Here is a 7,589-nt window from a genome sequence, read left to right on the forward strand (position 1 = left end):
GCACCTAGGGCGTCAGAGCGCAGAAATCGGTGGTTTGACGAGTTCGGCAGGCGCGGCGCTGGCAAAGCGCGCTGCACCATGGGCCGGCTGGGCGGCCAGAGGGAGGCTGGAGTGAAGTGTCAGCAATTCGGGGTTGGCCAGCGTCGAGTGGCAGATGCCGCAGGCCGTGCAATGGCCTTCATGCTGGTGGCAGTCGCTGTCGGCGGCATTGGCGCTGCAGTTGACGGCCCCTGCAGGGCCTGCCTTGTGGGACGCGGCCATGTCGTGATGCGGCTGTGCGTCGGTCGCGAGGCTTGCATGTGCGTGGTGCGAAGCCTCTGCCATGGCGGCCACTTCGTTCAGGCTTTGCGTCTGCACCAGCGCATGTCCCATGTGATGGGCCTGGTTGGTGTTCTGCTCCATGGCCATGGCATCACCTGCCAGGCCACGCAGGGCCAGCAGCAAAATCATGAACAAGGAGAAAAAGCGACGCATGGGCTGAATGATAGCGAAGGGCGGGTTTAGTTCCCCGCCCGGTGCAGTAAATCGTAAATTAGATAGCTGCTTGCGCTTGCCTATCAAGGGCTAAGGTCGAATTTCATGTGTTTTCAGGCCTGTTCCCCCAATGGCGCAGGCGCAGGCCATTGGCGACCACCAGCAGGCTCACGCCCATATCGGCCAGCACGGCCAGCCACATGCTGGCATTGCCGCTGACGGCCAGAATGAAGAAGGCCAGCTTGATGCCCAGGGCCAGGCTGATGTTCTGCCAGAGCACGCTGTGCGCGCGCTGCGAGAGATCGACCACCTCGGGGATGCGGCGCAGGTCGTCGTTCATGAGCACCACATCGGCGGTCTCCATGGCCATGTCGGTGGCATGCATGCCGCCCATGGCAAAGCCTATATCGGCCTGGGCCAGCGCCGGCGCGTCGTTGATGCCGTCGCCTGTCATGGCCGTGGGGCCGATGTCGCGCTGCAGCTCGCTCAGGGTCCTGAGCTTGCCCTCGGGCAGCATATTGCCGCGCGCATCGCTGATGCCTGCTTCCGCGGCCACCGTGCGCACGGTGGCGCTGTTGTCGCCGCTGAGCACAATGGGTTTGACACCCAGCGCCTGCAACTGGGCCACGGCCGCCTTGGCCTGCGGGCGCAGCGGGTCGGCGACGGCAAACAGCGCCTGCACGCCCTGCTCGTTGGCCAGCAGGGTGACGGTGCGGCCCTGTTGCTCCTGCAGCATCAGTGCGGCCTGGAGTTCGGCACTGTCCCAGCCTTGCTCGCCCACCCAGCGCAGATTGGCCAGCGTCCAGCGTTCACCGTCGATCTGGGCCTGCACGCCGCGGCCGGGTAGGGCCTGCAATTGCTGAGCCGAGGCCTGGGCTGCGGCAAGTTCCTTGCCTGTCTGCTCCTCCAGCCCTTGGGCAATCGCGCGCGAGACCGGGTGGTCGGAGCGCGATGCCAGCGCATAGGCGCGGGCTGCGGCTTCATCGCTGCTCGCGGCATTCCAGCCCTGCCAGTCCACCAGCTTGGGTGAGCCCGTGGTCAGCGTGCCGGTCTTGTCGAGTGCGATGGCCTTGAGCTGGCGAGCCGATTCCAGTGCGCTGCCTCCCTTGATGAGAATACCGCGCTTGGCAGCAGCCGTGAGCGCGCTGACCACGGTGACCGGGGTGGACAGCACCAGGGCACAGGGGCAGGCGATGACCAGCAGGGCCAGGGCCTGGTAAGCGGCCTGATGCCAGCTCCAGTCCAGCAGCCAGGGCGCGAGCAGGCCCAGGGCAATCGCCAGCACCAGCACGATGGGGGTGTAGACCTCCGCGAAGCGGTCGACAAAGCGCTGTGTAGGGGCCTTCGAGGACTGCGCCTGCTCCACGGCATGGACGATGCGCGCAATCAGGCTGTCGCTGGCCGGTGCAGTTACACGCAGGTGCAACTCGCCGTCCTGGTTGATGGAGCCAGCATACAGCTCGTCGCCCGGGCCTTTGTGCGCCAGCGCGCTCTCGCCCGTGATGGGGGCCTGGTTGACCGAGCTTTCGCCCTCGGTGACCAGGCCGTCGAGTGGGACGCGAGCGCCTGGCGTCACACGCAGCACGGCGCCCAAAGGTACCTCGCTGGCGGCCATGCGCACAGTGCTGCCGTCGGGCTGCAGCACATCGGCGGTCTCTGGCGCCAGCTGCAGCAGATTGCGGATGGCCAGGCGGGCCTTGTCCATGGCTTGGTCTTCGATGCGCTCGGCCGCCGCATAGAGCGCCATGACCATGGCAGCTTCGGGCCACTGGCCGATGATGAAGGCGCCCGTGACGGCCACGGCCATCAGGGCATGAATGCCGAGCTTGAAGCGCAGCACATCCTTGAGGCCGGCCTTGTAGACGCCCAGGCCCGACAGCGCTATGCCCAGCACGGCCAGCGCCATGCCCAGATATTGAAGCGTGGAGTTGGCGCCGTCGCCGCCAAACCAGTGGCAGGCCTCTGCCGCCAGAGCTGCGGCCAGAGCGGCATAGATGCGCGGCCAGCCGGGCAGCACGCCATGGTCGTGAGCATGGTCATGACCGTCACCCTCATCGTGAGCCTGGCTCTTGGCTGGCTCGCTGATGGAAAACGGTGCGCAGCAGCCGGTTCCGCAGGCCGATGTGGCTGTGGCGGCAATAGGTTTCGACGTGGCTGGCACATGTTCATGCGGATGTGCATGATCGTGATCATGTGAATGACCATTGTGGCCGCCGCCATGGGCGTGGGTGGACAGGCTTTCTTGCTTCATGGCAGTATTGAAAACAATAAAGTCACTTCAAGGTCAAGCATGTCCCTCAATTCGCACGATATTCCGCGCTGGCGCATTGGCGAGGCGGCCAAGCGTTCCGGCATTGCTGCGGCCAATATCCGCTACTACGAAAAGGAGCAACTGCTCTCGCCCGGCATGCGCGAGGACAATCAGTACCGGCTCTACACCGATGGCGATGTTCACAGGCTACGTTTTATTCGGCTGTGCCGGGCCATGGATATGTCGCTCGACGAAGTGCGCACCCTGCTGGCGCTCGATGGTGCGCGCAAGGCCGATTGCGTGGCTGCCAACAAAACCCTGGACGCCCATCTGGGCCATGTGCGCGAGCGGCTGGCCGAACTGCAGGCTCTGGAGCATGAGCTGATGCAGCTGCGCAGCCAGTGCGACGGCTCGGACAGCTTTTGTCACATCATCGAAGCCCTGCATGCCCAGGCCGATGAGCCCTTGCCCGAAGGCTTGCAAGGCAGTGCTGCTGCAAAGCGCCATGTCTGACAGGCGGCAACCGTGGCGGCTGCGCCCGTACCCTGAAGTGGACGCTATCATTCCTGCATGAGCTGGAGTGAAACCACCATCAAGCTGCCGGGGCGGATCTGGGCCGCGCTGGGCGCGCAGGCCCTGGCGTGGTGGCGCAGCATTTATCTGACAGCCGTGCTGCTGGTGCTGGTCAGCTCGCCGTCCAGCTATCAGAAGCGCGGGCGAGCCATGCTGGCCCAGCAGATGTTTGCACAGACCGCTCCCATACTCACAGGCTTTACCGCGCTGGCGGCCCTGCTTTGTGCGGTGATTGCGCGCATCGTCATTGTCACCGCACAAAGTTACGGCCTGTCGCGCTATGCACTGGATCTGGTGGTGCGGGTGATGGTGATCGAGCTGATACCGCTGACGGCCGCACTGTTTGTGGCCATGCGCTGCACCATTCCAGCCGGCGTGCAGGTGGTGCAGATGCGTATGCAGGGTCAGCTCGCGAAGTGGAAGACGCAAGGCATTGACCCCGTCCGTGCGGCGCTGGTGCCGCGTGCGGCGGCGGGCGTGTTTGCCGCAATCACACTGGCCGCACTCAGCTGCATCGTTGCCTTGGTCACCGTGTATCTGAGCGTCTACGGCTTCAGCCTGGCCGGGTTTGGTGCGTACACACGCATCTTTGGCCAGATCTTCACACCGTCGCTGACGCTGGTGTTCGTGCTCAAGACCTGGTTTTTCAGCCTCACGGTGGCCGTCATGCCGCTGGCCTCTGCCATGTACACGCCTGTTGCGCGACACAGGCAGGGCGGGGCAGAGCTGGGTGGCTTTGCACGCATGTTTGCCGTGTTGCTCCTGATCGAGGTGATCTCGCTCATGGGCAACTATTACTGAAAAGGATGGAGCCATGAGTGAAACGCGTATGGCCGAGGAGCAACTGATCGACGAGGAGTTGCTCAGCCTCAAACCCGTCGCGCACCTGCGCGCCAAGGCAGCCGCGCTGCTGGCGCTGACCCTGGTCTTGATTCTGAGTGCTGCCGCTTATCTGCTCTACGCGCGTGGAGTGTTCGAGCCCACGCAGCGTCTGGTGCTGACGGCCGATGACTCCGAGGGCGTGATCGTGGGCATGGACATGACGTTCTCGGGCTTTCCCATAGGCCGCGTGCGCAAGATAGAGCTGGCCGAGGACGGCTCGGTTCGCATTCTGGTCGATGTGACCGAAAAAGATGCCCACTGGCTGCGCCAGTCCAGCGTGTTCACGCTGGTCAAGGGACTGGTGGGCGGCACCACCATCAAGGCCTATACCGGCATGCTGGGCGATGCGCCGCTGCCGCCGGATTCCGTGCGGCCCGTGCTCAGCGGCGACGCCACGGCAGAGCTGCCCCAGATCATCAATTCCGCCAAGGAGGTGCTGGCCAATGTGGCAGCTCTGACCGCCACGGATTCGGCATTGGGCGGATCACTGGCCGAAGTGCGCAAGCTGGCCGAGCGCATGCAGGGCCAGGGCGGGGTTCTCGGAGCGGTGCTGGGCAGCGACGAGGAAGCGAAGAAGGTCGGCCAGATGCTGGAGCGCGCCAACTCCCTGCTCGGACGCATGGACCGCATGGTGGCGCGCGCCGACAGCCAGGTCTTTGATGCGAATGGCGTGATGCCCCAGGTCAAGGCCACCATGGAGCAGCTCAACGGCTTGCTGGCCGATACGCGCAAAAGCATGGCCAAGGTCGACGCCGTACTGGCCGATATGCAGGTGGTGGGCAGCAACGCCCGCGAGGCCTCGACCGATCTGGGTGCGTTGCGCGCCGAGGTCGAAAGCAATCTGCTGAGGCTGGAGTCTGTGCTCAACGATCTGCAGCGCAAATGGCCGTTTTTCCACAAGCCGGAGTTGAAGCTGCCATGAAGCACAAAATCAATCAAAAACAGACTCCAGGCCAATGGGGGAGAGCGCTGGCTGCTATATCCGTCATGGCGATTTCGGCCTGTGGCAACCAAGCCCCGGCACCGGATTGGGCCTTGAATGCCGAAGCTGCGGCGCAAAAATCCACCCAGGCCTATTTGCAGGGGCATCAACGTGTGGAGGCACTGCAGTGGCAGAAGGCGCGCGATGCCGTGGCCAGCACCGGCCAACCCGCGCAGGCCGCCAAGCTGGAACTGATGCGCTGCGCGGCGCAGGTGGCCAGCCTGGACTGGAACAACTGCCCGGCCTATGAGGCGCTGGCGCAGGATGCGGGCAAGCAAGAGCAGGCCTATGCCCGCTATTTGCAGGCCAGTCCACAAGCGGGTGATATAGAGCTTTTGCCCGAGACGCAGCGCGGCGTGGCGCGGCAGTTGCTCGGCGGCGGTGCAGGTTTAGCCGCTGTGGCCGAGATCAAGGATCCACTATCGAGACTGGTGGCTGCGGGTGTGCTGCTGCGTGGCGGCGCTGCGGTGCCTGACCTGCTGCAGCAAGGCGTCGATACCGCTTCGGAGCAAGGCTGGCGCAGGCCTTTGATGGCCTGGCTTCTGCTGCAACTCAAGGCAGCGCAGCAGGGCGGCGATGTGGAAAAGCAGGCGCAGTTGCAGCGTCGGCTGAAGCTTCTGGAGACATCTGCACCCAAGTGAACAGGCTGGCACCGGATTGGAAATAAAAAAAGCGAGGCTCAGGCCTCGCTTTTTTGCGGATGGGCGAGCCAGAGGCCCGCTCAAACCCGGCGCTTAGAAGCGATGACGGATACCGGCGATCAGGCTGGTGCCGGTCTTGGGGTTGGCATCGGTCACGCGGTCGTACATCAGAGCGGTGTAGACATCGGTGCGCTTGGACAGGAAATGGTCGTAGCCCAGGGTTGCTGTGGTGCGGGTGGCGTCGGTGGCCGCGTCGTACTTGGTGCGGGCCACGGCGGCCTTGACAGTACCGGGGGTGCCGGAGACAGGAATGTCCAGGCCCAGCGAGTAGGTCTTGCTCTTGCTATCCAGATCCTTGACCTTGGCCTGGCCGTAGGTGGCGTAGAGCTTCACGACGTTGAAGTTGTAGCTGCCGCCGACCATCCAGTCGCTCTTGGTAGGCATGACCGTGCCGCTGCCGGGGTTGGTGATCTGGTCACGCTCGTAGAAGGCCGTCAGGCTCAGAGGACCGTTGAAGTACAGGGCGTTCACGCCGACGTTCTTCTTGCTCTTGTTGCCAGGAGTCGTTTGCTCGCCGAACTGGTAGTAGACATTGGCAGTTAGACCGCCGAAGCTAGGTGTCGTGTAGACCAGCATATTGCTCCAGCCGGTGTCGGCGGGCGTTGTCAGGCGGTTGCCGCCCCAGGCAGCGGTAGGCGTGTTCCCGTGCAGCACCAGAGGCGAGATGGTGAACGAATCGCCGAAGGGGTTGGTCAGAATGGTGGGCAGGAAGTTGGGCGCCTTGTCGCGGCCCAGGCCGATACGGCCGAAGCTGCCGTTCAGGCCGATGTTGGCATCGCGCGAGAAAAAGGTATCGCCGGGGAAGCGGCCGGGTTCACCCGTGTCCATGCGCATGAAGGCGGTGAGGTTGAAATCGACCTTCAGGCCGCCGCCCAGGTCTTCCGTGCCCTTCAGGCCCCACCAGGAAGTGGTCATGCCGCCGGAGCCGACAACGCCCTTGCGATCCTGGCCGGCCATTTTGACCGAGCCGGCATACATATCGGCCAGTCCAGTCAGTTGCACATTGCTCTGGGCAAAAGCGGCGCCGGAGCAGGCCAGGGCTGCAGCCATGGCGATAAAAGCAGTCTTCATGAGTGTCCTCTCGAGTTAAATATTGGATTTACGTTTTGAAATATAGCGGGGGTTTGTATACAGCTTGCTCTGCAGTTCCGCGGATGCCGATGAAATCATCTTTTCAGCGATATGACAGTGGTTTTTTTACCTCAAGGACTCAGGGAAATCTCTTGTGTGCACCGTGTTGGTGCTATCGATATTGCCGTGCAAAGCGGCTGGATGAAGCCAGCCGAGCGAGAGTGAGTACTGAGGGTTTCGTGATCAAGGAATAACAGTCATTCCTGGTGGGCCAGGTTTGATCAGGAGGTTCGAGGATGACCGCGTCAGCGGATGGAACAGGAGGGACTCGGCGATGGATGCCTGCCTGGAATCGCTGAAGCGCCCACTCTTGTCGTTCCCTTGGGCAGTCTTGGTCATGCGCCTGCGCAGGGCTCGCGATTGGCCGGAGTGTGCTGTGCGTGCTGAGCGCTTGTGCGGCCGGGCGTGCGTTGATATCAGGCCTGCAGCTTTCAGCACCAGTTCAATACTTTTTTGAAAAAAGTGCGCGTTTTCCCCGGGGAGGGTGTTTTTCCTCCCTATAATTCATCCCATCGACACGGAATGTAGCGCAGCCTGGTAGCGCACTTGCATGGGGTGCAAGGGGTCGCGAGTTCGAATCCCGCCATTCCGACCA

7 protein-coding genes and 1 tRNA gene are annotated in these 7,589 nt (G+C 63.1%); 5 read left to right on the forward strand and 3 right to left on the reverse strand.

Going from position 1 to position 7,589, the window contains the following annotated elements:
• Nucleotides 1-12: 12 nt before the first annotated feature.
• Both ACWGXF_RS22810 and ACWGXF_RS22815 read right to left on the reverse strand, forming a co-directional pair.
• The gene (locus ACWGXF_RS22810; protein ID WP_256630089.1) at nucleotides 13-474 is read right to left on the reverse strand and encodes a hypothetical protein; all 462 of its coding nucleotides are present in this window, start codon (nucleotides 472-474) and stop codon (nucleotides 13-15) included.
• A 103-nt stretch (nucleotides 475-577) separates the two neighbouring features.
• Nucleotides 578-2,725: a heavy metal translocating P-type ATPase gene (locus tag ACWGXF_RS22815; protein WP_256630090.1), complete on the reverse strand. Its 2,148-nt coding sequence runs from the start codon at nucleotides 2,723-2,725 to the stop codon at nucleotides 578-580.
• 39 nt (nucleotides 2,726-2,764) lie between these two features.
• Here ACWGXF_RS22815 and ACWGXF_RS22820 point away from each other — a divergent pair, with 39 nt between their 5' ends.
• The 4 genes from ACWGXF_RS22820 to ACWGXF_RS22835 are packed head-to-tail and all read left to right on the forward strand — an operon-like array spanning nucleotide 2,765 to nucleotide 5,803.
• A complete protein-coding gene (locus ACWGXF_RS22820) occupies nucleotides 2,765-3,238 on the forward strand; it encodes a Cd(II)/Pb(II)-responsive transcriptional regulator (RefSeq protein WP_034381187.1) in 474 nt (157 codons plus the stop codon).
• A 57-nt stretch (nucleotides 3,239-3,295) separates the two neighbouring features.
• On the forward strand, nucleotides 3,296-4,099 hold the full coding sequence (locus tag ACWGXF_RS22825) for an MlaE family ABC transporter permease (RefSeq protein WP_003077169.1): 804 nt from the start codon (nucleotides 3,296-3,298) through the stop codon (nucleotides 4,097-4,099).
• 13 nt (nucleotides 4,100-4,112) lie between these two features.
• Nucleotides 4,113-5,102, forward strand: a complete 990-nt coding sequence (locus tag ACWGXF_RS22830; RefSeq protein WP_256630091.1) for an MlaD family protein — start codon at nucleotides 4,113-4,115, stop codon at nucleotides 5,100-5,102.
• Complete coding sequence (locus tag ACWGXF_RS22835) at nucleotides 5,099-5,803, forward strand: hypothetical protein (protein WP_039050906.1); 705 nt, start codon at nucleotides 5,099-5,101, stop codon at nucleotides 5,801-5,803. The genes ACWGXF_RS22830 and ACWGXF_RS22835 overlap by 4 nt, the downstream gene beginning before the upstream one ends.
• Before the next feature lie 93 nt (nucleotides 5,804-5,896).
• Here ACWGXF_RS22835 and ACWGXF_RS22840 read toward each other — a convergent pair whose 3' ends face one another.
• Complete coding sequence (locus ACWGXF_RS22840) at nucleotides 5,897-6,934, reverse strand: porin (RefSeq protein ID WP_012837734.1); 1,038 nt, start codon at nucleotides 6,932-6,934, stop codon at nucleotides 5,897-5,899.
• A 578-nt stretch (nucleotides 6,935-7,512) separates the two neighbouring features.
• Here ACWGXF_RS22840 and ACWGXF_RS22845 point away from each other — a divergent pair.
• Nucleotides 7,513-7,589, forward strand: a tRNA-Pro gene (locus ACWGXF_RS22845).

Source organism: Comamonas sp. HJ-2, assembly GCF_053615495.1.

What these genes read in the sequence shown, in the direction of transcription:
- ACWGXF_RS22820 (WP_034381187.1), top strand. Translation starts at nt 2,765, where the DNA reads ATGTCCCTCAATTCGCACGATATTCCGCGCTGGCGCATTGGCGAGGCG.
- ACWGXF_RS22815 (WP_256630090.1), bottom strand. Translation starts at nt 2,725, where the DNA reads ATGAAGCAAGAAAGCCTGTCCACCCACGCCCATGGCGGCGGCCACAAT.
- ACWGXF_RS22825 (WP_003077169.1), top strand. Translation starts at nt 3,296, where the DNA reads ATGAGCTGGAGTGAAACCACCATCAAGCTGCCGGGGCGGATCTGGGCC.
- ACWGXF_RS22835 (WP_039050906.1), top strand. Translation starts at nt 5,099, where the DNA reads ATGAAGCACAAAATCAATCAAAAACAGACTCCAGGCCAATGGGGGAGA.
- ACWGXF_RS22830 (WP_256630091.1), top strand. Translation starts at nt 4,113, where the DNA reads ATGAGTGAAACGCGTATGGCCGAGGAGCAACTGATCGACGAGGAGTTG.
- ACWGXF_RS22810 (WP_256630089.1), bottom strand. Translation starts at nt 474, where the DNA reads ATGCGTCGCTTTTTCTCCTTGTTCATGATTTTGCTGCTGGCCCTGCGT.
- ACWGXF_RS22840 (WP_012837734.1), bottom strand. Translation starts at nt 6,934, where the DNA reads ATGAAGACTGCTTTTATCGCCATGGCTGCAGCCCTGGCCTGCTCCGGC.